The organism is Leeuwenhoekiella sp. A16 (genome assembly GCF_047946675.1).
Taxonomy (GTDB): Bacteria; Bacteroidota; Bacteroidia; order Flavobacteriales; family Flavobacteriaceae; genus Leeuwenhoekiella.
Window position 1 is genome coordinate 3664005 of the sequence record NZ_CP172313.1, and the last position, 25247, is coordinate 3689251.

At 36.5% G+C, this 25247-nt stretch carries 26 protein-coding genes; 16 read left to right on the forward strand and 10 right to left on the reverse strand.

The features are described from left to right. Positions 1 to 28 precede the first annotated feature (28 nt). From ACH3O9_RS16025 to ACH3O9_RS16035, 3 genes are read right to left on the reverse strand one after another with little or no spacing between them, the layout of a single operon-like run. Positions 29 to 334, reverse strand: coding sequence for a hypothetical protein (locus ACH3O9_RS16025; protein WP_416442160.1), 306 nt, complete (start codon positions 332 to 334; stop codon positions 29 to 31). 54 nt (positions 335 to 388) lie between these two features. After that, entirely contained in the window at positions 389 to 1096 is a 708-nt protein-coding gene (locus ACH3O9_RS16030) for a DUF2490 domain-containing protein (protein ID WP_416442161.1), read from the reverse strand. 10 nt (positions 1097 to 1106) lie between these two features. Next, positions 1107 to 2636 carry a DEAD/DEAH box helicase gene (locus tag ACH3O9_RS16035; protein ID WP_416442162.1) on the reverse strand — a complete coding sequence of 510 codons (1530 nt, stop codon included), beginning with the start codon at positions 2634 to 2636 and terminating at the stop codon, positions 1107 to 1109. A 251-nt stretch (positions 2637 to 2887) separates the two neighbouring features. Between ACH3O9_RS16035 and ACH3O9_RS16040 the strand changes: the two genes are divergently transcribed. Further along, a complete protein-coding gene (locus tag ACH3O9_RS16040; RefSeq protein ID WP_416442163.1) occupies positions 2888 to 3262 on the forward strand; it encodes a hypothetical protein in 375 nt (124 codons plus the stop codon). Between the two features lie 40 nt (positions 3263 to 3302). Here ACH3O9_RS16040 and ACH3O9_RS16045 read toward each other — a convergent pair whose 3' ends face one another. After that, on the reverse strand, positions 3303 to 4022 hold the full coding sequence (locus tag ACH3O9_RS16045) for an SDR family oxidoreductase (RefSeq protein WP_416442164.1): 720 nt from the start codon (positions 4020 to 4022) through the stop codon (positions 3303 to 3305). 132 nt (positions 4023 to 4154) lie between these two features. Between ACH3O9_RS16045 and ACH3O9_RS16050 the strand changes: the two genes are divergently transcribed. The 5 genes from ACH3O9_RS16050 (at position 4155) to ACH3O9_RS16070 (ending at position 7677) form a co-directional block, all read left to right on the forward strand. Further along, complete coding sequence (locus ACH3O9_RS16050) at positions 4155 to 4772, forward strand: YqaA family protein (protein WP_416442165.1); 618 nt, start codon at positions 4155 to 4157, stop codon at positions 4770 to 4772. 1 nt (position 4773) lies between these two features. Continuing rightward, complete coding sequence (locus ACH3O9_RS16055; protein ID WP_416442166.1) at positions 4774 to 5061, forward strand: DUF3817 domain-containing protein; 288 nt, start codon at positions 4774 to 4776, stop codon at positions 5059 to 5061. Between the two features lie 98 nt (positions 5062 to 5159). Then, complete coding sequence (locus ACH3O9_RS16060; protein WP_416442167.1) at positions 5160 to 5720, forward strand: M15 family metallopeptidase; 561 nt, start codon at positions 5160 to 5162, stop codon at positions 5718 to 5720. Between the two features lie 326 nt (positions 5721 to 6046). Next, positions 6047 to 6781 carry a ferritin-like domain-containing protein gene (locus ACH3O9_RS16065; RefSeq protein ID WP_416442168.1) on the forward strand — a complete coding sequence of 245 codons (735 nt, stop codon included), beginning with the start codon at positions 6047 to 6049 and terminating at the stop codon, positions 6779 to 6781. 41 nt (positions 6782 to 6822) lie between these two features. After that, positions 6823 to 7677 carry a ferritin-like domain-containing protein gene (locus ACH3O9_RS16070; protein ID WP_416442169.1) on the forward strand — a complete coding sequence of 285 codons (855 nt, stop codon included), beginning with the start codon at positions 6823 to 6825 and terminating at the stop codon, positions 7675 to 7677. A 56-nt stretch (positions 7678 to 7733) separates the two neighbouring features. Here ACH3O9_RS16070 and ACH3O9_RS16075 read toward each other — a convergent pair whose 3' ends face one another. Then, positions 7734 to 8360 (reverse strand): carbonic anhydrase, encoded by a 627-nt coding sequence (locus tag ACH3O9_RS16075; RefSeq protein ID WP_416442170.1) that lies wholly within the window; start codon positions 8358 to 8360, stop codon positions 7734 to 7736. 165 nt (positions 8361 to 8525) lie between these two features. On the opposite strand from ACH3O9_RS16075, the gene ACH3O9_RS16080 reads away from it, so the two are divergent. The 3 genes from ACH3O9_RS16080 to ACH3O9_RS16090 all read left to right on the forward strand — a co-directional run bounded on the left by ACH3O9_RS16080 (position 8526) and on the right by ACH3O9_RS16090 (position 11924). Then, positions 8526 to 9809 carry a mechanosensitive ion channel family protein gene (locus ACH3O9_RS16080; RefSeq protein ID WP_416442171.1) on the forward strand — a complete coding sequence of 428 codons (1284 nt, stop codon included), beginning with the start codon at positions 8526 to 8528 and terminating at the stop codon, positions 9807 to 9809. Positions 9810 to 9844: 35 nt separating this feature from the next. Beyond that, the gene (locus tag ACH3O9_RS16085; RefSeq protein ID WP_416442172.1) at positions 9845 to 10912 is read left to right on the forward strand and encodes an endonuclease/exonuclease/phosphatase family protein; all 1068 of its coding nucleotides are present in this window, start codon (positions 9845 to 9847) and stop codon (positions 10910 to 10912) included. An 88-nt stretch (positions 10913 to 11000) separates the two neighbouring features. After that, positions 11001 to 11924 carry a mechanosensitive ion channel family protein gene (locus ACH3O9_RS16090; protein ID WP_416442173.1) on the forward strand — a complete coding sequence of 308 codons (924 nt, stop codon included), beginning with the start codon at positions 11001 to 11003 and terminating at the stop codon, positions 11922 to 11924. Positions 11925 to 11971: 47 nt separating this feature from the next. Here ACH3O9_RS16090 and ACH3O9_RS16095 read toward each other — a convergent pair whose 3' ends face one another. From ACH3O9_RS16095 to ACH3O9_RS16110, 4 genes are read right to left on the reverse strand one after another with little or no spacing between them, the layout of a single operon-like run. Then, positions 11972 to 12361, reverse strand: coding sequence for an acyl-CoA thioesterase (locus ACH3O9_RS16095; RefSeq protein ID WP_416442174.1), 390 nt, complete (start codon positions 12359 to 12361; stop codon positions 11972 to 11974). Positions 12362 to 12389: 28 nt separating this feature from the next. Then, on the reverse strand, positions 12390 to 13736 hold the full coding sequence (locus ACH3O9_RS16100; RefSeq protein WP_416442175.1) for a GntP family permease: 1347 nt from the start codon (positions 13734 to 13736) through the stop codon (positions 12390 to 12392). Further along, on the reverse strand, positions 13737 to 14237 hold the full coding sequence (locus ACH3O9_RS16105) for a gluconokinase (protein WP_416442176.1): 501 nt from the start codon (positions 14235 to 14237) through the stop codon (positions 13737 to 13739). Next, positions 14234 to 15124 carry a DUF72 domain-containing protein gene (locus ACH3O9_RS16110; RefSeq protein ID WP_416442177.1) on the reverse strand — a complete coding sequence of 297 codons (891 nt, stop codon included), beginning with the start codon at positions 15122 to 15124 and terminating at the stop codon, positions 14234 to 14236. Before ACH3O9_RS16110 ends, ACH3O9_RS16105 begins: the two co-directional genes overlap by 4 nt. A 178-nt stretch (positions 15125 to 15302) precedes the next feature. Here ACH3O9_RS16110 and ACH3O9_RS16115 point away from each other — a divergent pair, with 178 nt between their 5' ends. From ACH3O9_RS16115 to ACH3O9_RS16135, 5 genes are all read left to right on the forward strand, one after another. After that, the gene (locus ACH3O9_RS16115; RefSeq protein WP_416442178.1) at positions 15303 to 16022 is read left to right on the forward strand and encodes an outer membrane lipoprotein-sorting protein; all 720 of its coding nucleotides are present in this window, start codon (positions 15303 to 15305) and stop codon (positions 16020 to 16022) included. A gap of 217 nt (positions 16023 to 16239) precedes the next feature. Then, positions 16240 to 17505: an NAD(P)/FAD-dependent oxidoreductase gene (locus ACH3O9_RS16120; protein ID WP_416442179.1), complete on the forward strand. Its 1266-nt coding sequence runs from the start codon at positions 16240 to 16242 to the stop codon at positions 17503 to 17505. Between the two features lie 41 nt (positions 17506 to 17546). Further along, on the forward strand, positions 17547 to 18521 hold the full coding sequence (locus tag ACH3O9_RS16125; protein WP_416442180.1) for an aldo/keto reductase: 975 nt from the start codon (positions 17547 to 17549) through the stop codon (positions 18519 to 18521). Between the two features lie 171 nt (positions 18522 to 18692). Continuing rightward, positions 18693 to 21287, forward strand: coding sequence for a PAS domain S-box protein (locus tag ACH3O9_RS16130; RefSeq protein WP_416442181.1), 2595 nt, complete (start codon positions 18693 to 18695; stop codon positions 21285 to 21287). A 33-nt stretch (positions 21288 to 21320) separates the two neighbouring features. Next, on the forward strand, positions 21321 to 21740 hold the full coding sequence (locus ACH3O9_RS16135; RefSeq protein WP_416442182.1) for a response regulator: 420 nt from the start codon (positions 21321 to 21323) through the stop codon (positions 21738 to 21740). A gap of 12 nt (positions 21741 to 21752) precedes the next feature. On the opposite strand, the gene ACH3O9_RS16140 is transcribed toward ACH3O9_RS16135, so the two are convergent. Beyond that, a complete protein-coding gene (locus ACH3O9_RS16140) occupies positions 21753 to 23111 on the reverse strand; it encodes an NAD-dependent succinate-semialdehyde dehydrogenase (RefSeq protein WP_416442183.1) in 1359 nt (452 codons plus the stop codon). A 156-nt stretch (positions 23112 to 23267) separates the two neighbouring features. Here ACH3O9_RS16140 and ACH3O9_RS16145 point away from each other — a divergent pair, with 156 nt between their 5' ends. Continuing rightward, on the forward strand, positions 23268 to 23678 hold the full coding sequence (locus ACH3O9_RS16145) for a glyoxalase (RefSeq protein ID WP_416442184.1): 411 nt from the start codon (positions 23268 to 23270) through the stop codon (positions 23676 to 23678). A 266-nt stretch (positions 23679 to 23944) separates the two neighbouring features. Next, on the forward strand, positions 23945 to 25216 hold the full coding sequence (locus ACH3O9_RS16150) for an OmpA family protein (RefSeq protein ID WP_416442185.1): 1272 nt from the start codon (positions 23945 to 23947) through the stop codon (positions 25214 to 25216). Positions 25217 to 25247 lie beyond the last annotated feature (31 nt).

Genomic DNA, 25247 nt, shown 5'->3' on the forward strand with positions numbered 1-25247 from the left:
TGGGCAAAAAAGTTAAACTGAATGTAATCTAGGCTACAGGAGGTGCCTTATTCAGTGACCTTCCAAAAAAGAGTGTGGGTTTATGTTGTTCAACCAGAACGGTTGTAACAATATTGGGTATTTCTACAGGGGGAAGTGGCTCAAAAGATGGAATATCTGCCGGAAGATACTCATCACCTATAATCTTAGAATGAGCAAGAAGGCAAACTTTACAGTCGTTCTTAACACCTATATCATGAGTAAGCTGATGTAAATCTGCAAACTTGAGCCCCAGGATCAATATGATCCCAAAAATACTCACCAAGCGTTTATATGATTTAATATGGCTTATCACTTCATCAAATGTAGAATATAAACTATAGAAAAAACCTAAAGCTTTGCAAAAAAGCTAGAAAGTTTGAAATAAAGTAAATGTTAACTGTCCTTTGCTTTGGCTGCTGGTTGTCTCACGCATGTATCCTGTCTCAAAACGAAGTTGGTCTGAAATTGAATATCCTAACCCAGCAAAGGACCAGTTTCTATCAAAAAGAGTCACTTTTCTACCGTTACCTATATTTTTTTGACCATTTATAAAAACCTCAGAATATCCGCTAAAATAGACCGAATTCTTACTTAAATCACTTTTAGTAAGAGGGACTTTAATTGCCAACATATATCGGGCTCTGGTTCTAAAATCCTGATCGTCTACAAATCGCTCCTCAAGCCTTATGCGATGCGATGTGTATATATGTTTACCAAGTTGCTGTGACCAAATAAAATCCTGATGAATTCTGTTTTCCTGAAATTTTGCGTCGCTTTCGTCAAAAGTGCCTGAATTGAAAAAGCCATAACCCGTAGCTACCTTTAATGGCATATTTTCAAAAGAGTATGAGAGAGCCCCTCTGGCTATAAATTGCTGAAAGTCGCTAAATACACTGTAATTACGGTACTGAACATCGCCCATCACACCAAAATGACTTTCCTTAAAATCAGTATTCCAGATATAAACATACCAGGCGCCTAGTTCTGGTTCACCTTCCTGTGCAAATGAAGTTCCCGAAAGTAAAAGTGTAAATGAAAAAATTAAAAAAAGGTAAATCTTTGTAATAATGCGCATAATTTGGTTTTTATTCTACTCCTACTTTAGCATACATCTGGCTCAATTTAAGACGAAGTTTTCTCATGTAGTCTTCTTCAAGCCATTCTTTGTAATTCTGTGTGTTTTTCATAATGCAGTACGAATATAAACGAATTCTGTAGCTTATCTCATCCTGAAGTTGACGAGCTAAAATACGTGCATCAAAAACATCTTCACTGTTTTCATAACAAATTCTGGCATGCTGTTCTACAGAGCGTTCCAGCGCAACTTTAGATTTGAGTCCTTTTGCAAAAACCTCTTCATACTCCTTTTTAATATCAAAATCAAGATTTTTACTATTTGCAAATTCGGCTCGCAGCTCTGGCGGCATTGTATACTCAAAATTGCGCTCAATATCTTCATCACTTACGAGGTTCTCAAGATAGAAATCAGGATATAAGAAAATGTCATTCCAATCCATTGGTGCATCCCAAAGTCCGAATCTGGCCATATTATTACCCAGATCGATGACCTGAAACTCTTTTTTGTTTGGTAATACACGTGAACCTCTCCCTATCATTTGAAAATACAAGGTAAGAGACCTGGTAGCACGGTTAAGTATAATTGTTTCAACACTGGGTTCATCAAAACCTGTAGTAAGAATACTAACCGAAGTTAAAATCGCATCAGGTGTTTTCTTAAACCACCTGAGAATTTCTTTTCGTTCTTTATTATTATGAGTGTTGTCAAGGTGGCGCACATCGTATCCGGCCTCTTTAAAGGTCTCGTAAACGTAACGCGAAGTATTTATACCATTATTAAAAATAAGAGTTTTAGTGCCTTTAGCTTTCTCTTCATATGCAGTAAGAAGTTTCTCCTGCATGCTATGATTTGTATATAATATCTCTGAAGATTTTACCGTATAGTCACCGTTAATACCTATCTGCAGCGTTTTTAAACCAACATCATACGTATGCATATTAGCTTTGGCCAAAAATTCTTTATCTATTAAAGAGCTTATACTTTCACCTATAATAAGCTTGCGATAATTATCTTTCATTGGCAACTTCACGTTAGAACTTAACGGAGTTGCAGTTACACCCAGAATAAAGGCATTTTTAAAATGACTAAATAATTTTCTAAAAGAGTTGTAGTGTGCCTCATCTATAATAACCAGACCAACATCTGTTATATCAATCTGCCCGTCCTGTAAGCGGTTATTGAGCGTTTCTACCATCGCAACATAACACATATAATCCTCATTACCCTCAAGAGTTTTAACCTTGCTGTTAATTACCATGTTTGGCACATTAAAAGAGGTTAACATTCTTGAAGTTTGAGAAGAAAGTTCAATACGATGCGTTAAGATCAATACCTTTTTTTGCTTCTCTGTGATGTAACGACGTACTATTTCTGAAAAAATAACAGTCTTACCACCCCCTGTAGGTAATTGATACAATAAATTGAAATCATCAGGAGATTCCTCCATACATGAGAAGATCCTGTCGAGATCCTTTAATTGATATGAATAAAGTTCTTTACCTGAGTTTCCTCTCTTTCCTATAGCCTTTTCGCTCAAAAGTGAATTTTTTTAAATGTGAATTTTGCAAAATTAAGCCATTTTAGACCTAAATCGAAATCAGCTTTCAAGATTTATAGATTTGATAAATGGTTTCTTAAATTTTCAAATTATTGTAAACTAAATTCTTTATGTTGAAGATTTTGCAATTTTAAATATGGGCTTAAAAAATTTTTCCATAAAAATTATTCAAGTAAAGTGGTAAAAAACGGGCAATCCTTCTACCTTTGTGTTTTAATAAAACCACTATCTTGAAGAATCCTAAAGCGATAAAACTGCTTAATAAATTGATTGATGACGTTGAAAATAATGGCATCATAACAAATACTGTAGTAGACGATCTTAAAAGTCTTAGAGAGCACGCCGTAGAAGAAAAAAGACCATTGCTTGCAAAGGTTATACGTCTGGCCTATGAACATATAGAAGCTTACAAAACATTTGCTGTGGGCATACCAGAGGAAGAACCAATTGAAGGCTACGAAGAAAGTGTAGAAGCTGAAGAGTCTGAACCTCAGGAAAGTTTATTATACCTTTTCAATCTGCTTGCTGAACCAGACAACAAGACAAACAGATTAGACCTGCGCTCCTATGTAGAGGAACTTCAGGAATACGCTGATGAAAACTAAAACAAAAGCCCTTGATAATCTCAAGGGCTTTTTTGTTACTTTACTTTTGTGGCGGCTTTGATGGCCTAACCTCAACTTTACTGGGTAATGTTCTGGGATTCATTTGTAACAAATCTGCAACTAACTGCCCAATATCTTCTTTCTGTATTTTCCACTCATCTCTGTCTGAAGGTTCGTCACCATTAAAATGTGTTGCCACACTTCCCGGCATTATAGTAGAGACTTTTATACCATGCTGTCTTAGATCGAGCATTATAGCCTGACTAAAACCTGTCACACCAAATTTACTCGCGTTATACGCTGCCCCGCCAGCAAAAAAATTAGTTCCTGCCAGACTTGATATAGTTATAATGTAACCCTGAGATTCTTTAAGAGCATCTACTGCCGCTTTCACACTGTAAAAGACTCCTGTTAGATTTGTATCAATAGTTTCCTGCCACTGCCCTACCGTAAGATCTGCTACGTTAGCAAAATGACCTATACCCGCATTTGCTATAAGTACGTCAAGCTGTCCCCACTCTGCGATGACCTGATTAACAGCGCTCATTTGACTATCTATACTGCGCACATCTGCTTTTATACCAATGGCTTTACCTTTTCCTGATTTATTCAGCTCTGCGGCTGCTTTTTCTGCCGCGGTAAGCGTTCTGCTTGTAATAGCAACATTCATACCTAGTTCTAACAGCGCTTCTGCAACGCCTTGACCTATACCTTTTGTGCCCCCGGTTATGAGGGCAACTTTGTTTTTAAGATTTTCCATATGTTAAAAATATAGTTATTCCTGATTTTTAGAGTAATCAATAATTTAAATTTTTGCCAAAATATTAATATAGCGTCCTGCTGCTTTGCAATACGTCTGCGTAAGACTTAGTTTTGCGAAAAAAATTGCAGTATGCCCAAATCTGAATCATCTACTAAAAAGTCAAGATTACAACTCTTGCATCAATATTATAAATACACAGGTTTCTATAATTTTTTAACCACCAGTCTAAAGAAAGCAGTTGTTCCTGTAATTGTATTTTTTGTTGTTCTGGCTATTATACACTTTACTGTAATAGACATCAATAGTCTATTGATTAAGATGACAGATACTTTCCCAAGGTTTTGGGTACTGGCTGTTTTTTACCTCTCTGAGGCGATTTTAGGCCTGATTCCGCCGGAAATTTTTATCGCCTGGAGCGATAAAATGCCTAATCCTGTTCTTTATCTTTCTTTATTGGCATTGTTATCTTATTGTGGCGGTATAACTTCATATTTTATAGGTAAAGCTTCTACTAAAATTACAGCAGTGCATGAATATCTGGATGTAAAAATGGCTAAGCATTTAAAAAATGCCCGTAAATGGGGAGGTTTTCTTATTGTTGTAGGTGCTATTTTACCAGTGCCTTTTGCTGTGAGCAGTCTTGCTGCAGGTATGATCAAATACCCATTTACAAAATATCTTCTTTTTGGTCTTGTTAGGTTTGTTAGGTTCTATCTTTACGCTCTGGCAATATTTAACCTGGTTTAATATGATTAAATTTTTTAGAGTTTTAAGTATCCTTGAAGGTATTTCACTATTAGTGATTCTGTTTGTAACAATGCCTCTTAAGTACATTTATGAAAATCCGCAGCCTAATCAGGTGATCGGGATGATTCACGGTATTCTCTTTATAGTATATGTAGTTTTTGCGATTATGCTTAAAAGCGAAATGAAATGGAGTGCCAAAACTTTAGGCATTGTCCTTATATGTTCTGTAATTCCTTTCGGAACTTTCTGGATGGATAAAAAGTATCTTCAGACACAAACTGCTGAATAGTTGTTTTCAGAACAATTTTCAGGACTATTTAAATTCCGTATTTTAGAAAAATGCAAAAGATTTTAGTTTTACTGGTTTTGCTTTCAACCTGTATTGCCATGTCTCAGAATACAGAAAAGCTGGTAAAGCTCGACACTTTAAAAGATGGTTTTGCATACGATATTAGATACGCTTCTACTAATAACTTTCTAAAAGAAGCTTTTTATGATTGTGCAAGTTGTTACTTAAGACCAGAAGTTGCTGCTGCATTAAAGGAAGCTAATCATTATTTCTGTGAAAAAGGATATAAGATTTTGCTTTATGACTGCTACCGCCCGGTATCTGCTCAAAAGAAAATGTGGGCAGTGTTTCCTAATTCGCAATATGTAGCTAATCCTTATACTACCGGCTCGGTACATAATCGTGGCGCTGCTGTTGATATTTCTCTTGTAAAACTAGATGGCAGTGTAGTAAACATGGGCACAGATCATGATTTCTTTGGTGTAGAGGCACATATTGACTATACAAATCTGCCACAAGAAGTTCTTGACAACCGTAAGCTGCTTCAGGAAGGCTTGAAAAGATTCGGTTTTGAAACTATTAGAACAGAATGGTGGCACTTCAACTTTAAGAAGAATTATTCCTTTTCAATAGTTGATTTCGATTTTCCTTGTAAATAGATTCAGTATTCAGTTTTCCAAATTATACCTCCTTTTCATTATCAATTTTCGCAAGAATTGATTAAAAAATCGACCATTTCTCAATAAAATGCGCTTTTTAGAGGTAAAAATCCATCTTTTTCCTATTAAAAACAGAACTACCAACCTATCATCTTGTTAATTTTTTAATACTTCTGTTTAAATTATCTATATGTACTTTACTGAAAAACAGTAAAATAATCATCAATACTATTAAACTCTTGTTAAAGCCGCATCTCTCGAAAACTATGCGCCTGTCTCCCTCGTAAATTGAGTAAGTAATTTTATTAACCAATTTACGTCAAGCTATGAAAAACAATGAAATTAAGGTGATAACACCTAGACCTTCTAAAGGTAAAGACAGAAGACAATTTTTAAAACTGAGCGGTATGGCAATTGCAGGATCTGGTTTATTACTGGCCTGTAACGATGATGATGATATGGGAAATGTCATGCCACCTGATGCAACTTTTGATTTAGGATCTGGAGATCGCGGAGTGCTTAACTACGCTTATGCTCTTGAGCAACTTGAAGCAGAGTTTTACACACGTGTTGTAAACGGTAGTTACTATTCTGGAGCATCAATGGAAGAAAAGAAATTAATGGAAGACCTCTATAATCATGAGGTAAATCACAGAGAGTTCTTTAAAGCTGCACTTAACGCAACTTTCTCTGCAGATCTGGTACTTCCAGCAACATTAGAATTCGATTTTGGTGATGTAGACTTTAACAATAGAGATTCTGTACTTACTACAGCTCAATTACTTGAAGATACAGGTGTAAGCGCTTATAATGGCGCAGGTAAATTAATAGAAACTGCAGACTACCTTGTAATTGCAGGTAAAATAGTATCTGTAGAAGCAAGACACGCTGCAGCGATTAGAAGTATTCGTGGTGGTGAAATGGATGACTACGCATTATTTGCAGGAGACGATGTGGTAATGGCCTCTACTGGTTTAGATGGCGCTCTTAATCCTTCTCAGGTTATAGCAGCTGCCGGAGGGTTCTTCGTTACGCCATTCACTGCAATGGAGTTACCATAATCACTAACTAATCAATTATTATTTTTAAAAAAGAAAACATCATGAATATTATAAAATTTTTAGACGAGTTTACATCTGATAATTTAATCAACACAGCATCATCGAGAAGAGATATGTTTGGCACCTTTGGTAACATGGGTAAAAAAGCAGCTATTGCCGCTATACCTTTTGGTTTAGGAGCATTGTCTTCAAAAGCAAAAGCAGCGACGACAGCATCTATGTTTTTTGACCATGAAGCTCCTCTTCAACTAGCTCTAACATTAGAATATCTAGAAGCAGAATTTTACTTAAAAGCTTTAGATTCTGGAGTAATTGCAAGAGCAGGTGGCGCTAACGCCATGAAAGCAGAAGCTATTTATGCACAAATATCTAAACATGAGAGTGCACACGTATCATTCTTACAAGATACTTTAGGTGAAGACAGTATTGAATCTCCTACTTTCGATTTTACAGCAGGTGGTACTTTTGACCCATTTAATGAAAATGGTATAGGTGATGATATGGCCTACGCACAATTATTAGCGCTTGCTCAGGCTTTTGAAGATACTGGGGTAAGAGCTTATAAAGGTCAGGCCGGAAATTTAATGGGTCTTGCAGAAGGCGCATATTTAACTGCAGCATTGCAGATACATTCTGTAGAAGCGCGTCATGCTTCTGAAATAAGAAGGTTAAGAGGTCTTGACGGATGGATTACCGCTAATGAAAGAGGTGCTGGGATACCTGCAGAAGCTCAAGCTGTTTATGACGGAGAAGAGAATACTACGCACGGCGGTGTTGATGTAACTACTTTAGGAAGCGGTAGTCCTTTTTCTATGGAGGCATCTACACAAGCTTACGACGAACCAATGTCTGGTGATACTGCAACAGCAATAGCAAGCTTATTTATAGCTTCATAATTGATTGGTTTTTAATAAAATGAAGAATAGCCGTCTTTACAGACGGCTATTTCTTTTTAGTCTAAATGATAAATTTCCATGATATCATTCAAGATGGAAGTAAAATCTATTTTTAGATCGACTAATTTTCCTGAGTGAATATCAAAGACCCAGCCGTGAACGGTGATTCCTCTTTCGCGAAAAGCGATCTGCACATCTGCCGTTTTAAGAACATTGATGCACTGCTCCTGCACATTAAGCTCGACTAATCTCTTATACCTACTTTCTTCATCTTCTATAGCATTAAGTTCATGCTTATGAATTCTGTACACATCGCGTATGGTTCTTAACCACGGATTGAGAATAGCCAGATCTTTTGAGGTCATAGCGGCTTTTACACCCCCGCAATCGTAATGTCCGCAAACAACAACATGATTGACTTTTAAAATGCTTACCGCATAATTAATTACAGACATAGCGCTTAAGTCAAGATTTGACACCATATTTGCAATATTACGGTGCACAAAAGCATCACCGGGACCTATGCCCATTAATTCTTCTGCAGTTACTCTACTGTCTGAACAGCCGATGTACAAAAGTTGCGGACTCTGCCCGTTTGAAAGTTCTGAGAAGAAATCAGGATCTACTTCTAATTTTTCTCTTACCCACGTTTCGTTGTTTTCGAATATTTGTTTAATGTCCATTTTATCGTTTTGAGATTATAAAAATACGTTTCAAACTAACACGATTACAATTAGAATTAGCTTAATTATGAAATGAGATCTTAAATTGTATAAACATTTCTAATCTAATGTTATTTTCCTGTAAACTTACTTAGAATACTATCTTTGCAAACTGATTTTGCATTGATGAAGAAAGACGTTTCCAGATATCTTGAGAATTTTACTTTATACCTTAAAGAGCACGGTATTGAGGCATTTTATGCCGATTTTATTACCATCGCTCTCAATGTTCTAATACTGGGTGTTCTCATATCATTGCTCGATAAGCTTCTGCGAAAAATCATAGTGGAAGTTTTTAAAGCATTCTCAAATAAGACTAAAAGCACTTTTGACGATTACCTGATCTTAACAAATTTTCCGGCGTATATAGCGCATATTATTCCGTTAGCGATACTTAAATGGTTCTTGCCGTTTTTATTCCTTAATTATCCGCAGAGTTGGTATTGGGTTGAAAAAGGAGTAAATATTTACATTATAATCCTCATCATTAAGATACTGCGCAGTTTACTGCGTACGTCTAATAATTATTTCAGTACAAAAGAAGAGTTTCATGATAAGCCTTTACAGAGCTACGTTCAGGTAGTAATGCTCTTTCTCTGGGGTGTGGGTATCTTTTTTGTAGTAATAGAACTTTTTGATGAAAATGCCTGGAAGTTTGCATTACAATTAGGAGCTGCCTCTGCTGTGTTACTCTTAATTTTTAAAGACACTATTTTAGGTCTTGTTGCTTCAATACAAGTTTCAGTAAATGATATTGTGCGTCTTGGCGACTGGATAACTTTTAGTAAATATGGCGCAGATGGTACCGTTACCGAAATTAATCTGGCAACGGTCAGAGTACAGAATTTTGACAACACATATACTACCATTCCCACTTACAGCCTAATTTCAGACTCTTTCCAGAACTGGCGCGGCATGCAGGAAAGCGATGGCAGGCGCATTAAAAGAGCAATATATATTAAGCAGAATTCTGTGCGGTTTCTTACAGAAGAAGATATTGAGAAATTGAAAAAAATTCAGCTTATAGCTCCTTATATTAAACATAGAGAACAGGATGTAAAGCGATATAATAAGACCAATGAGATTGATAGAAACCTCCTTATTAATGGCAGAAATCAGACAAATCTGGGCGTTTTTCGCAAATATGCAGACGCATTCTTACATGAGAATCCCGCGATTAATAAAGATCTATTCCTAATGGTACGCCACCTTGCTCCTACACCGCAGGGTATTCCGTTAGAAATATTTTGTTTTAGCAAAGACAAGCGTTGGGAGAATTATGAGCATATACAGGCAGACATTTTTGATCACCTTATAGCAGCACTTCCCTACTTTGATCTGCAGCTTTTTGAGTCTCCGTCTGGTGATGATATTACAAGGTTTTTAGCAAACAATAGCTGGAATACATAAAATATGTATCTTTAATTTTTCACTAACCCCCGTTTATGAAGTTAAAGAAATTCCTCCAGGTATTTGGAGCGATAGCCGTTGTTTTAACCTTAGTTCCACTTATCGCAGCAGATTACTGGTGGATACGAATGTTTGACTTTCCTCACACACAACTTACTATACTTACGGCTACAGCTGTTTTGGCATATTTCATTCGGTTTGATATACGCTGGTTTAAAGATTATGTGTTTGTTACTATCATGATCGCCTGTCTCATATTTCAGGTTTTAAAGATATATCCTTATACACCACTTCATGAAAAAGAGGTATTGGGCTGGACAAACCCTAGCAGTGATAAAGGTATAAAGCTGTTCACTGCAAATGTGCTTCAGAAGAATAAAGATCATGATAAACTGCTAGTTGAGTTACAGGATAAAGATCCTGATCTTATAATTCTTTGTGAGGCTGACACCGTATGGCGAAATGCAATCGCTCCAAGAATTTCGCCAGAATATAAGTACAGAGCAGAAATGCCCATTTCTAACACCTATGGGATGCTTATATATTCTAAACTGAAGCTCATCAACCCAAAGGTGCATTTTATGGTAGATGACAGTATCCCGTCTATACATACAAAATTTGTTCTGCCTTCACGAGATACCATCCAGTTGTATGCGATACATCCTACGCCGCCTATGCCGCAACACAACCCTTCTTCTTCAGACAGGGATACAGAAATGATGCTCACCGCAAAATTGAGCAAAGCTTCAAAATACCCTGTCATTGTAATGGGAGATTTTAATGATGTTGCCTGGTCTAATACAACAACACTTTTTAAAGAAGTTAGCGGTTTGCTTGATGTGCGTATAGGTCGCGGACTATTTAATACATATAATGCACAAAGTTCTATTTTTAGATGGCCGCTTGATCATATTTTTGTTTCTAAAGAATTTAGAGTTATAAATATTGAAAGAGGGGCTAATATAAATTCTGATCATTTCCCCACATACGCACACCTGCATTTTGAACCCGAAAAATCTGAAGAGCAAAAACCAGAGCCCCCAACAAAAGAACAGTTAAAAAGGGCTAATGATCAAATAAAATCACCTCCCTTAAAAGGTTAATATGCAGCAGAGTAATAACCCTTATTTAAACTAACAAATTATTAAGATTTAATGCAGAACTAATTATTATTTTTATCAAAATTACCACATGCTGCAAGCAAAAACTTCAGATAATTTAGCTCAATCTTTTACAAACTTCTACGATAGATTAATAGATCAATTGCCCGGTATTGGCATTGGTATTATGGTAATTATTATAGGCGTTTTACTGGGTATTTGGGTTGGTAATTTTGCTACAAGACGTATTTCTTCCCGAACTAATGACCCATTAATGAGTAAATTTTTGGGTAAGGCAATCAGGTTTGCGTTTATAATTACTGCTATTATGGTAGGTTTAAGAGCTGCTGGTTTGGGCGGCATTGCCACAGGAATTTTAACCGCTGCAGGTGCGAGTGCAGTTGTGCTTGGTTTTGCGTTTAAAGACATAGGTGAAAATTTTATTTCAGGGATTATTCTGGCGTTTAATCGGCCATTTGATATCAATGACACAGTTGAGATAGGTCCTAATTTTGGAAAAGTAAAAGCCCTTGAATTTAGATACACTAAACTAAAAACCTTTGATGGTAAAGATGTTTATATTCCTAATAGTGATGTACTTACAGAACCGGTAACAAATTACACTGAAGATGGTTTTTTTCGCTGGAGCTTTATAATTGGTATCGCTTATGAAGATAATATCGATGGTGCTAAAAAAACCGTGATGGATGCTTTAAGGCGTGAACCTAATGTTATAGAAGATAACGAGCATGAGAATTTTGTAATAGAAGATGAACTTGCTACAAGCACCGTTAATCTCAAGGTCTTTTTCTGGGTAGATACAAAAGATTTTAGACGTATGGCTCTCATCACAAAAGGTAATGTAGTACGCGCCGTAAAAGAAGCTCTTGCAGATAATGGCTATTATATGCCGGCAGATATTCAGGAGATTAAATTATACGGCGGCGAAAAGGAATTTCCTGTGCGTTTAGCAGAGAGAAAAACGAAAAATCCAGACGAAAATAGCCCAAAATAAACCGATTTTCAGGCTTTTATAACCGATTTTTAGAAGTTCTTCAATCATTAAGTATCCAGACGGTCTTTTACAAACTCAATTTGAGTTTTACCATGTGGTTTTGCTTTGCCTTGCTCATCAAGACCTACCATTACTATTTTATCAATTGTAATTATAGTTTCACGAGTCATCTTATTACGCACTTCGCACTTTAGGGTTATTGATGCATTGCCAAATTTTACCGGATCCAGCCCTATCTCGATAATATCACCTTCTTTTGCAGAGCTTTTAAAATCGATCTCACTAATATACTTCGTTACAGTTTTTGGATTTTCTAACTGAATAATAGCATAGAGCGCTGCTTCTTCATCTATCCATTCTAATAGCCGGCCACCAAATAAAGTGCGGTTAGGATTAAGGTCTTGAGGTTTTATCCATTTTCTGGTATGAAATCGCATAACATATTGTTTTTCGCTTTAAGCGAAATTAAAACAAATACCACAAAACCGTGCTAATTATAAGCCCCGTAAATGCGATAAGCGAAGTTAAAACAGACCAGGATCTAAAGGTCTGCTTTTCGGTAAGGCCCAGATATTGTTTTACCAGCCAGAAACCACTGTCGTTTACGTGAGAAAATATACTTGCGCCCGCAGCAATAGCAATCACGAGCAGTGCTCTTTGAATATCACTGTAATCATTCTGTACTAAAATAGGCGCAGTAATCCCGGCAGCTGTTATCATAGCCACCGTAGAAGAACCTTGCATAATACGCACAATAGCGGCGATAATGAACCCAAAAATGACCGGCGGGAAGTAATCGCTGCTCAGCGCATTTGCGATCATTGTACCGGCTCCTGTGTCGATCAATATTTGCTTAAAAGCACCACCTGCACCGGTTAAGAGAATAATAACCCCGGCAGGGTACATCGCTTTTGTAGAAATATCGAGTAATTTCTCTTTGCTGGTATTTCTGCGTACTCCTAAAACATACCAAGCCAATAAATTTGCAATTATCAATGCGGTAAAGGGATGACCTAAAAGATCGACAGCATAGAGAACGTTAGGTGATAAATCCCAGCCTGCCGCTAGTGGACTATTAAATAAAGTATTGCCCACAATTAAGACAATTGGCAAAAAGATAATACCCAGAATTAATCCTACCGCCGGTGGATTGTCTACTTCTTCTTTAGGCTCGTTTACGTCAAATGGCACAGGAATAAAAAGCTTTCGCGAAAGCCTTCTCGCAAACAAGGGCCCAGAAATAACTGCTGCAGGAAACCCCACAATAAAACCGAATAAAATAACCCAGCCCAGATCTGCATTGAGAATATCTGCTACTGCAATAGGGCCCGGTGTAGGCGGTATAAAAGCATGCGTGATAGCCAGACCAGCCAGCAAAGGCAAAGCATATAAAAGCAACGACTTGCCTGTACGCCGTTGCAACGCATACATAAGCGGAATCAAAATAATGAACGCTACATCAAAAAAAACGGGTATAGCGACTAAAAATCCGGTAAGCATTATAGACCACGGTGCATTTTTCTCACCAAATTTTGTGAGTAAATAATTGGCCAATTGCTGTGCGCCGCCAGAATGTTCTAAAACGGCACCAAAAAGCGCCCCCAGACCCACTACGGTGGCTACAAAACCCAGCGTGCCACCCATACCATTCTTAACACTCTCAAGAATTACCGATGGTGCAAGCCCCCCCAGCATCCCCACAAAAATACTCACAATGAGTAACGCGAGAAATGCCTGTAATTTTAATCTGAGAATAAGAAAAAGTAAAAGCGCAATACCTAAGAAAACAGCACCAAGTAATTGATAATCCATTTATTTGTTTTTATCAGCAACAGCAGCTGTTATTTTATCTACAATTTCTACAGGAGTTAGTGCGGCATCTACTTTAATACCATAATCTGGCTCTTCATAAATATCAAATTGAGATTTTAGAAGTTTAGGATTAAAAAAGTGATCTTCTCTGTGACTTAACCTGTCAGAAATTAGTTTTTGTGTACCTTCTATAAAAATAAAAACCGGTTTTTCTTTTGCTTGTGCCATAAGTGCCTGCCGGTATCTTTCTTTGAGTGCAGAGCATGCCAGCACCGCTCCTTTATGGTTTTCCCAATAACTTATTTTTTCTGCAAGAATGTCAAGCCAGGGTTTACGGTCTTCATCATTTAATGCGTGACCGGCATGCATTTTAGCCACGTTAGCATCAGGGTGAAAATCATCTGCGTCAAAAAACGGAAGCTTTAACCGTTCTGCTACTAAACGGCCAATTGTAGTTTTACCAGATCCTGAAACGCCGCCTACTATATATACCTTGCTCATAGATCTAATTTATTATCATTTAAAGTTGCGGGAATCTTAATGTCTAAGTCTAATTCAGCATTAATTTTCTGAATAAAATAAGCTGAAAGAAGTGGTGATTCTTTTTCAATATTTTGATGAATAAAAAAGTCAACCTGATTTATCCCTTCCTTTTTCCATTGTGCGATGCGTCCTACCCATTCATCAAGTCTATCATAATCACTGGGATGATTTGCCCCTACAAAACGTATAAAAGCTTCACCATTTGTCATGCGCATATGCATAATATCTCTTCTGCCGGCTGTGTCTACGAGAACATTTGCAATACCATTATCTTCAAGCAGTTTATATAAATTCTGGGCTGTTTCTTCATCATTAAACCAGTCTGTATGACGAAATTCTATTGCCAGTGGGATCTCTTTATGCCACGCATTTACAAACTCTACTACCCTATCCCAGTTTTTAGGCTGAAAATTGTCGTGCATTTGCAAAAAAATTGTGCCTAATTTCTCTTTAAGAAGCATTGTATGATCCAGATATTCTTCTACTCTTGGCCCGGCATCTATCAACCTTTTGTAGTGGCTAATGTCATTAGTTATTTTTGGGAAAAACTTAAAATTATCCTGAGATTTCTCATACCACTTTTCATATTGTTCTTTAGGGAAGAGCCTGTAAAAAGTTGCATTCAACTCAATAGAATTAAATTGGGATGAATAATATTCGAGTTCATCCTTTGTTCCTCTTGGGTAGAAATTTTTTAAATCTTGTCTGTTCCATTTGGCACAGCCTACATAGACATCAAACTTCTCTTTTTTATCATTTTTCTTCAAAACTCGCGCTGTATCTGGATGATCTGGCGGGATTTTAAAGTCTATTATTGAAGGATCGTCAACTTTTCCGAATTTCATAAATTAACGTTTTGATGTAAATATACTTTCTTAATATGAAAAATTAAGGTCATTTAAATTATGATTTAGTCAAAACTAACCCTTGTGGGAATTTTTTATCCCGCTTAAAAAATGAACTCAATAATTATGATTAACTCAAAAAATGCATTAACTATGCGATGCTATAAATAATTATGCTATGAAAATATTAAAATCTCTAACCATTGTTCTGTTTCTTATAGGTACGGTAGCAGCTCATGCACAGACTGCTGACGAAATAATTAATAAATACTTTGAAAAGACCGGCGGTAAAGAAGCCTGGGGAAAGTTACAGGCTACTAAAACTACGGCTTCAGTAAATCAGGGCGGTATGGACATTCCTGTTACAATTTATAATTCAAGCCAGGGAAAACAGGCTATTGTAGTTGACTTTCAGGGTCAATCTTTTACCCAATTGGCTTTTGACGGTGAAACTTTATGGACAACTAATTTAATGACCATGCAACCTGAAAAAAGCAAACAAGAAATGTCTGATAATATGAAACTTAATGCCAATGATTTTCCGAGTCCGTTGTTTGACTATAAAAATAAAGGCTACGAGGCAGAATATGTGGGTAAAGACACTATAGCAGGCAAAGAAACCTTTAAGGTAAAGCTTACTCAGGAACCCGTAATGGTAAATGGTGCAGAAACGCCCAGCAACAGCTTTTTCTATTTTGATACTAAAACATATTATCCGGTCGCAATTGAGACCATGCAAGTGGGTCAATCTATGAAAGTGAATATGGGAGACTATAAAGAAGTAGAAGGCCTTTATTTTCCTTTCGCTTTAAAGCAAGGTGGTCAACCTATCGAGGTAAAAGAGATTGTAGTGAACCCGCAGATCAATGATTCTATCTACGCCTTTCCAGGAAAATAATCTAAAATATAATTGGTAAACGATTTAAAAAACCTCCTCTTCAGGAGGTTTTTTTATGTTAGCAACTGATTTTTGACCATAATCGACCGATTTTTACTGATATTTAAAATCATCTTAAATTTTTCCTTTTGAGACTTTATTGATATCTAAGTTCTTAATTTGTGATACATTTTGCGAGGTTGAAATGAAATAGAATGTTCATTAAAAAAATAGAGAATTGAAAAAAAGAGTAGTTATCATAGGTGGCGGTTTTGGTGGAATCAATCTTGCTAAAGCTCTGCGAAAGACATATGAATTTCATGTTACCCTCGTTGATAAGAACAACTACAATTTTTTTCCGCCTCTACTCTATCAGGTCGCAACAGGTTTTCTTGAACCTTCTTCAATAAGTTATCCTTTTCGTACCTTTTTTAGCGGCAGGGAAAATGTCACTTTCTGGATGGGAGAACTACTTGAGATCGTTCCTTCAGAAAATAAAGTAATTCTCTCAAACGGAGAGATAGAATATGATTTTCTGGTTATGGCAACGGGAACAAAGACAAATTTCTTTGGCCTTGAAAATATAGAGAAATATGCCATCCCTATGAAAACCCTTGATGATGCGCTCACTATGCGCAATACACTACTTGAGCGTATTGAAGTCGCAACAAAATGTAAAGATGAAGCTGAAAGAGAAGAATTACTTACTATGGTTATTGCGGGTGGCGGCCCAACCGGCGTAGAAATTTCTGGTGTACTGGCAGAGATGAGTAAATCTATCATTCAAAAAGAATACCCAGAATTAAAAAACACCAGAGCATCTATCTACCTCGTTAACGGCGCAGACAGGCTTCTTGTGCCCATGAGTGAAAAATCACAAAGCTATACTTTAGATGCTATTAAAAGTTTAGGCGTTAAAGTGTTGCTTAATACGCGCGTTGTTGATTATGACGGTGAGCGTGTTTATTTTAAAGATGGTAATTACTTAAGAAGCAAAAACCTGATCTGGGCTACGGGAGTTACAGCAATTACTTTTAAAGGAATCGCAGCCGAATTCTATGAACGCGGTAACCGTTTAAAAGTAAATGAATACAATAAAGTTGAAGGCTTTAATAATATCTACGCCATAGGTGATACTTGTATACAGTACACAGATGAAGATTTTCCTCTGGGTCACCCGCAATTAGCGCAAGTTGCTATACAGCAAGGTAAAATGCTTGCAAAAAACTTACAGCGCATAGATCAGGGTAATGCACCACTGCCTTTTAGATACACAGACAAAGGCTCTATGGCAATAATTGGTAAGACCAAAGCGGTTGCAGATATCCCAAAACCGCGTATTCATCTGCAAGGTTTTGTTGCCTGGATGATCTGGTTATTTGTGCATTTATTTTCGTTGATAAACAGACATGATCAACTGCGTACTTTTTATAACTGGTCTATAGATTATTTTAGTAAAAATCAAGATCTAAGAATGATAATAAGACCTGAAAAAAATAGCTAAAACGCATGAAAAATCGGCTTTTATAGTCAAAAAACAGCTTTATGAAATACAGAACATTAGGCAAAACCGGATTTAAAGTTTCAGAAATAGGCTTTGGCGGCTGGGCAATTGGCGGGGGCTGGGGCCATCAGGAAGATTCAGAGTCAGAAAAAGCTTTGCATACTGGCATAGATAACGGGGTTAACTTTATAGACACCGCTGAAGGATATGGCAACGGAAAAAGTGAAAAGATAATCGCAGAAATTCTTAAAACAAGAAAAGAAGAAGTAATTGTTGCTACAAAAATGCCTCCTGTAGAAGGAATCTGGCCTCCCAGCCCGTATTGCAAAATTGAAGAAAGATATCCGGAAAAATATATTCGTAAAAATATTGAAGAGCGCCTTACTAATCTAAATACAGATTGTATTGATCTTTTACAATTGCACACCTGGACCCGTGCATGGAATCACAATCCTACTGCTCTTGAAGTTCTAAAAGATCTTAAGAAAGAGGGCAAGATTAAAGCAATAGGAATTTCGACTCCTGAGCAAGATCAAAATTGTGTGATAGAACTGATGCAAAAAGGTTATCTGGATGTGGTACAGGTGATCTACAATATTTTTGAGCAGGAGCCTGCAGCGCAACTGCTTCCGGTGGCCAAAGAGCAAAATGTGGGTGTCATTGTGCGTGTGGCTTTTGATGAAGGTGTACTTACGGGTAAGTATAAAGTAAACAGCAGCTTTGGCGAAGGTGATTTTCGTAATTCTTATTTTGCGGGAGATCGTTTAGAAAGAGCTGTAAATCGTGTTGAAAATATTAAAGAAGAGATTAAAGACACAGAGCTCACAATGCCACAATTAGCTCTTAAATTTCCTTTGGCACATGAAGCAGTAAGTACAGTTATTCCCGGTATAAGAAATGATAAACAGGCGCTTGCAAATACCGCCGTTTCAGACCTTGATAATTTATCTAATAACCTTCTTGACAGACTTCATAAACACTACTGGCTGAGAGGCGTTTGGTACAGCGGAAAATAAAAGTTTCTATTCTTTGTAATTTTTAAAAACCGGTTTCTATGTTTTTTATCGCTTAATTATGCATATTATCGGTAATTCTTAGCGTGTAGGTTCATTTTGATTCGTGAAAATTTTATGATTTATATTCGTCGAGCAACTCATGAAAGATGAGCTTGCATAGGGGATTTAAGCATGAAAAAACAGTTGAAAGCGATCAAGAATCGTTATTTCATTTTTATCATCACTATTATTGTAACGATAATAGTAAATCAGGTTATTGTACAATATAACATTAACCAGAAAGAGTCTGATGCCAGCATTATAAATATTGCGGGTAGACAGCGCATGCTAAGTCAGCGTATTTCAAAATTGATCCTTTTTTTTGAATACAGCAACGGTCAGGAATCTGGCATATATGCTAAAGATTCTTTGGTAAAAGTAACTCAGGAGTTTCAAAAAGCACATATTTATCTTTCTCAAAATAGTGATACCAATACTCCTAAGATTGATTCTCTCTTGCTGGTAAATGAGCCTCTTGTAAATATTATTGTAAAAGCCAGCAGAAATATTACCCGTTCTAATTCTCTTCAAAATATAGGCAAAGAAGCAGATCTAATTATTGAGGCAGAGCCCTATTTTTTGCAGAATATGGAACGTATAGTCAATGCGTATCAAAATGAAGCGGAAAGAAAATTAGCCAATTTAAAAAAGATCGAAATTTTTCTCTCCTTACTGTCTTTGATTATACTTCTGGGCGAATTTGCATTTGTGTTCATCCCTGTTTTTAAAGAACTATTACAAAAGAATAAAGAGTTACGTCACAAAAATAAAGACCTCGCGCAATCTGATGAGCGCCTGCGCAAAAACGTTGAAGAATTAAGTGAACTAAAAGAAAATCTTGAAATAAAAGAAAAATACAATCGCATATTTATTGAGCAAGCGCCCACAGCCATCGCAATGTTTGATGAGAATATGCATTATATGGCTGCATCACAGCAGTGGCATGATGATTATGATCTAAATGGGCAGGATATTATAGGTCAATCGCATTACAATATATTTCCTGAAATAGAAGATACATGGAAAGCGATACATCAGGACTGTCTTAAAGGTGCGGTAAATAAATGTGATGAGGCAGAGATCACACGCAAAGATGGTTCTAAACAGTGGTTATCCTGGGAAGTACGACCGTGGTTTATAAAAAAGAATCACATTGGCGGCATTCTCATGTACACCGCAGATATTACAAACATTAAGCAAACTCAGTTAGAAAAAGAGAAAATTCAGGAAATCCTGGAAAAAACAAATGACGTTGCCAGAATAGGCGCATGGGAACTTGACGTAGAATCAGGAATGGTTATCTGGAGCAGGATCACACGCCAGATTCATGAAGTAGACGACAATTTTGTACCAACTCTGGACTCAGTAATACAATTTTATAAAGAGGGTAATACCCGAAACAAAATGCAGTTTTGTATTAATAGAGCGATTGAAAAAGGTGAACCTTTTGATGTAGAATTAGAAATAATTACAGCAAAAGGTAAAGTTTTATGGACGCGTGCCATAGGTCAAGCTAAAATAGTAGACGGGATTTGTAGAGGTGTTTACGGCGTTTTTCATGACATTGATGCGTTAATTAGGTCAAAAAGCCTGCTTTTTAAAGCAAATCAGGAGTTAACTGCAATATTTAATTCGGGTCCTATTTCTATTATAGGTACAGATCCTGACGGTCTTATTACATACTTTAATAAGGGAGCAGAAGAGATGTTGCAGTATAGTGCAAAAGAAGTTGTGGGTATTCACACGCCAGAATTGATTCACTTACAAAAAGAAGTTGAGCTGCGTTCTGAAGCTATCAAAATTGAAAGCGGAAAAAAATTACAAGGCTTTGAGATTTTTGTAGAAAAAGCTAAAACCAATACTTACGAAGTGCGAGAATGGCATTATGTGCGCAAAGACGGCAGTAAATTCCCCATAGAGCTAATTGTAAACGCAATACGCAACACCAAAAATGAAATTACCGGATTTCTGGGTGTGGCTACAGACATTACCGAAAGAATACAAAGCAAAAATAAACTTGTAGAAGCTAAAACAAATCTGGAAATACTAACCCAGAAACTAACTGCGCAGAATGGTCAATTAGCTTCCTTTGCACATATAACATCACACAATCTAAGGTCGCCTGTGAGCAATCTCAACTCCCTGTTATACTTATATAATGTAACAGAAACAAAAGAGGATAAAGAAGAACTTTTTGATAAATTTGAGATCGTAATTCATCATCTCTCAGATACTTTAGATACACTGGTAGAAACACTAAAGGCAAAAGAACTGAATAAAATTACCGAAGAGATTCAATTTGCTCAGGTATTTACCAAAACCAAAGAGATGCTCGCCGCTCAAATAATGCACTGTAAAGCAGAAATTGAATGTGATTTTACTCAGGTTAAAAGCATCTCGTATAACAAAGCTTATTTAGAAAGTATTTTCTTAAATCTTATTACAAACGCCATTAAATACAGGTCACCAGATCGCATCCTAATTATAAAAGTAAGCACGTCAAATGAGGGTGGTCGCACAAAGATGAGTGTTAAAGACAACGGTCTTGGCATTGATCTTAAAAAACATAGTCACAAACTGTTTGGTTTAAATAAAACCTTTCATAGACACCCTGAAGCTAAAGGACTGGGATTATTTATGACAAAAAATCAAATAGAATCTATGGGAGGAAATATTACCGCTGAAAGCGAAATTGATAAAGGATCAAACTTTATAGTCACATTTTAATTAACAAAATAACAAAAACCAAAATCTCTAAAAATGTGTAAACCATTTATTATATGTATTGTTGATGACGACGATATCTACCAATTTACGATCACAAAAACTTTAAAAACTCATAAGCTTGCGCGAAAGATTCTTCTGTTCTCAGATGGTGAGGAAGCATTACAATTTATGATGGATAATGTGGGGAATAGTGCAGAACTACCCGATGTCATTTTTCTGGATATAAATATGCCTATTATGGATGGTTTCCAGTTTATGGATGAATATGTAAAAATAAAGCCCAGAGTGGGAAAATCGATCTCTATCTATATGGTATCGTCATCTGTTGATAATGTAGATCTTGAGAATGCAAAACGCATAAGCGATATTTCAGATTATATAATAAAACCCATACTCCCAGAGCAATTACAGGAAATTGTAGAATCTCTGGAAGTAGAAGGTAAATTTGACTAATGCTGAAAGAATCTAGTACTTATTAAAGTACACAGTTTTCTTGTTGATAAATTCGTGAATCCCGTCTACTGAAAGTTCACGGCCATAGCCGGAAATTTTAGTTCCCCCAAAAGGTAGGCGGGGATCACTTTTTACAAGCTCGTTCACAAAAACGGCACCGTCATCAAATTGGGTTACAAGTGATTTTGCTTTTTCAAAATTCTGAGTAAAAATTGAGACTCCAAGTCCAAACTCTGAAGCGTTCACAAGCGACACGGCTTCTTCATCTATTTTAAATGAGGTTATACCTATAAGCGGCCCAAAGGTTTCCTCTTTAAATATGCTCATTTCTGCACTCACATTGGTAACTACAGTTGGTTCAAAATAAGCCTTATCACGCTTTCCTCCTATTAAAACTTTCGCTCCTGCTTCAATTGATTCTTTTAATTGCTTCTCAAGATCTTCAGCAAGGTCTTCGCGTGCCAGTGTTCCTATAAATGTATTTTCATCCATAGGATCACCACTTTTCAATTCCTTAACAGCATCAACAAATTTTTGAGTAAAATTTTCAATTATGTTTTCATGCACTATTAATCGTTTACCTGCGATACAGCTCTGTCCTGTATTTTGAAAACGTGCCTGTACACATGTTTTTATTGTTTTATCAATATCACAATCTTCACAAACAACGAGAGCATTGCTTCCGCCCAATTCAAGAACAGATTTTTTAATTTCACTTGCAGCAGTTGAGGCTACGGCACTACCGGCCGGTTTACTTCCCGTAAGTGTGACAGCTTTTACTTTCTTATTTTTAATGACATTTTCAATTTTATCACTGCTCAGAGGCAAATTTTGAAAACAATCATCTGGAAAGCCTGCTCGCTCAAATACTTTTTGAATATTTTCTGCACTCTGCATTACATTACTGGCGTGTTTTAAAATACCAATGTTACCCGCCATTAACGCGGGAGCTGCAAAACGAAACACCTGCCAGAACGGATAGTTCCATGGCATTACGGCAAGAACAACCCCGATAGGCTCGTAGCTTACATAACTCTCTACAGCGTCTGTCTCAATAACTCGCTTTGAAAGCTGATTTTCGGCATTTTCGGCATAAAAATCGCAAACCCACGCACATTTTTCTATTTCTGCAATTGCCTGTTTAATGGGTTTACCCATTTCCTTAGTAATAGTTTCGGCATATTCCTGTTTATTATTCCGTAATTCTTCGGCTGCAGCCTTCATCAATTTGCTACGCTTAGAAAACGGGGTTTTTCTCCAACTTAAAAATCGCTCATGAGCCCTGTTTATAGCATCTTCTGTTTGCTTTTCGGTTAACTCTTTTATAGAGAATACTTCTTGTAAATTATAAGGATTGATAGATGTGATCATTCTGCTTTTTATTTAAAATTACACAGTAAGCTGCACAATTTTTAAAGATTAAGAGCACTTTAACGCCGCTAATGTTTATAAGTTGGTTTACAAGTATGACTTCTGGCACGATATAGGCTTCTATGTATTATGTACTTTTAAAAAACTTCATGTAATATGTACAACAGAGATCAACAATTACTCGAACTTAGACCTGAAATTCCATCTGCCATTGTAACCGCAAATATGGGTAGCGATGAGAGATTTCAGAATCAAACCCTGCGCCCGGTTATCAAAATGCAAAGCGACCTTTTGCTGGAAGCATTTAGAAATTACGCGCAAAAGCATAAAAATGTTTTCTACACTTTAAATCTGGACAGAAAGATTCTATATATAGAAAATGCGGTGCAGAAGGATATAAAATTTAGAAATAGTCTTAAGGGAATGGTCATAGGTCAATTCACCATTGCCGAATATCAAAACTATATTACTAATTCATCTGCGCTTAATAAGAGAATGATGAATATCGTCAAGGAACGCCTGTTAGATAACATACAGTTATTAGAAAGAGATGAAATATTGCTCTAAGTACGTTAAGTTTTCTTTAACTTATTCATAAAATAAATACAGAGCGAAAACGATAGATTTTCACTCTGTATTTATTTTTAACTACTTCACTTTAAATCGTTTAATCATAAATCACTTGGTTATAAAATGCGATTTTCTTAAAATGCTCCCGATTTTCATTAACATTTTAACGATTTTGTAATATTAAAGTTTTGACAATTTCGAAATAAATTCTTTGCGAGCTCAGATTACTTATTACTTTAGCGCCAACCTAAAACATAATTTATATGAGAAAGAGCTTACTAATAGCGGGTGCTTTGCTGGGAATGACAGCAATTACCCAAGCACAGGAAAAACCCTTAAATGATTACAACAGATGGTCTGTTGAATTGGGAGCGGGATTTGCTAAGCCTGCCAGACCAATGGCACCGGGATATTTTACAAGCACTCCTAGTTTTTATCAAGTAGATCTTGCTACAAGATACATGTTTAATGAGAAAGCCGGTATTAAGCTGGACTTAGGAATGAACAGTTTTGAAGGTGATAATGATGATAGTGCTCCATTTAAATCGCGTCTTTACAGAGCATCTTTAGAAGGTGTAATTAACGGTGGTAACATCTTAGGATTTAGAGAATGGACAAACACGTTAAACTTTTTAGTTCACGCGGGTGGAGGTTATTCAAGACTTGTTCCTTCAGAACCTAATGATTATGATTTTAGCGATGGTGATCAAATGCTTCATTTAACAGCAGGTGTAACACCACAAATCAAATTATCAAATCACATCGTTGTACATGGTGATCTATCAATATTTGGTAACATCCGTCAGGATCTTACATTTGATGGTACAAACCAAACAGAATTAAAAGGTGTAAACGGGTATTACGTTAACGCTTCTGCAGGTATTACATTTTACTTAGGTAAAAATGACGTTCATGCAGACTGGTATAGCAAAGAAGAAGACCTACAAGGTCAACTAGATTCTCTTGAGCAACGTCTTACTTCTGTTGAAGATAACTTAATGGATAGCGATCAGGATGGTGTGCCAGATTATTTAGACAGAGAGCCAAATACTGTTTCTGGTGTAACTGTTAACACACATGGTGTTGCTGTTGATACTAATAAAAATGGTATTCCTGATGAGTTAGAGTCTTCTCTTGATAGCAGATATGCTAAAGCTGGAAGTACTACAGGAAGTGGATCTGATATTATTGAAAAACTGATCACTGATGGTTATGTGAATGTATATTTCAAATTTAACAGTACTCAACCAGAAGTTTATAGCTACGAGGCTATCAATTACCTGATCAAGTATATGAAAGAAAATACAGGAGCTACAGCAGACCTTATAGGTTATGCAGATGAGATTGGTAATGCTGAATATAATAAAACGCTATCTGAAAGACGTGCTCAACGCGTACATGATATCTTAACTGCTTCTGGTGTTGATGCAGGCAGATTGACTGTAACCGGAGATGGTGAAGATACATCAGTAGATAAAAACTCTGAAGCTGCAAGACAACTTGTAAGAAGAGTTACTTTTAAACTGAATAAATAATAAAAGAGAATTATCTCTAATAAGAAAGCCC